General features: G+C 69.4%; 1 protein-coding gene. It reads right to left on the reverse strand.

Translation table 11 applies throughout. From position 1 onward, the window contains the following. Nucleotides 1-101: 101 nt before the first annotated feature. Nucleotides 102-1,300, reverse strand: a 1,199-nt coding sequence (gene ltrA / locus LCE31_RS30820) for a group II intron reverse transcriptase/maturase (RefSeq protein ID WP_225020170.1), incomplete at its 5' end; no start/stop codon positions are given.

Raw genomic sequence — 1,300 nt, forward strand, 5'->3', positions numbered from 1 at the left:
AGTAGGGTCGGGGACTGGCGCGGTGGCTGCCGCTCCGTTTCCAGTCCCCGCCGCTTCAAACCGTGCATGCAGTTCTCCCGCACACGGCTTTCCGACATCGTTCACCGGCTGGCATGCGCCGTCGCCCCGCGTACGTTCCCGGTCAGGCGGTAGACCCCGAGCCGAGTGATCCACCCATAGGTGTAACGGGTGCTCCAGTTCCGGCCCGCGAGTCCGTGTTTTCGGCTGGCGAAGATCGCCAGCCGCTCGTGAACGTAGCCGTCGACCGCGTTGAACTTCCGCCCGGAGTTCCCGTTGCGGAAATACGCGGCCCAGCCCCGAAGGACGGGGTTGAGATCGGCTACCACGGCGGCCACCGGTCGCTCGGTCCGGGACCTGGAGGTCGCCACGCGGATCTTGTCCCGCAGCACCCCCAATGCCCGTGCCGAGGGCCAGCGTTGCAGGTAGAACCTGCCCCGCCACTTCCACGACTCCACCTTCCGGTGATGGAATCCGAGGAAATCGAAGCCCTGCCCGCCTCCCGAGAGGCAGACGGTTCCGGACTTCTCCGGGTGCAACCGCATCCCGAGCATGCCCAGCACCTTCGCCGCCAGTTCACGCGCCTGCTCGGCGCGCTGCCTGGTCGGCGACAGGACCACGAAATCGTCGCAGTAGCGCACCAACGTCCCCAGCCGCCGGCCGTGCGTCTGCCACGCCTCATCGAGGACATGCAGCGCCACGTTGGCCAGCAGCGGAGAGATCGGTGAGCCCTGTGGGGTCCCCGCCCCGGTCGGGGAGGTCACCCCTCCCTCCAGCACTCCCATCCGCAGCCATGCCCGGATCAGTTTCAGCATCGACCGGTCCACCACCCGCCGGGCCACCTGGGCCGTCAGCGCGTCGTGGTCGATCGTCCCGAAGCAGTCCCGGATGTCGGCCTCGAACACCCACTCCTGCCGCCGGTTCGCCGCGACGCGCACAGCCTCGCACGCGTCGATCGCGGACCGCTTGGGCCGGAAGCCGTAGCTCGCGTCGGTGAAGTGGGCCTCGAAGACCGGTTCGAGAACCAGTTTCGCGGCCGTCATCACCACCCGGTCCGCCACGGTGGGGATCGACAGCGGCCGCAACTCCCCCGGCCGCCCTGGCTTGGGAATCTGGACCCGCCGCAGCACCGACGGACGATACGCATGCGTCCGCAACCGCTCCGACAGGCCCTGGAGGAACTCATCCACCCCGGCGGCGGCCACCGCGTCGACGGTCACGCCGTCCACGCCGGGGGCGCCCCGGTTCGCACACACGCTGGACCACGCCCGCCACAAGACGT

It is taken from the genome of Streptomyces sp. 8L, assembly GCF_020176795.1.
In the GTDB taxonomy this organism is placed as follows: domain Bacteria; phylum Actinomycetota; class Actinomycetes; order Streptomycetales; family Streptomycetaceae; genus Streptomyces.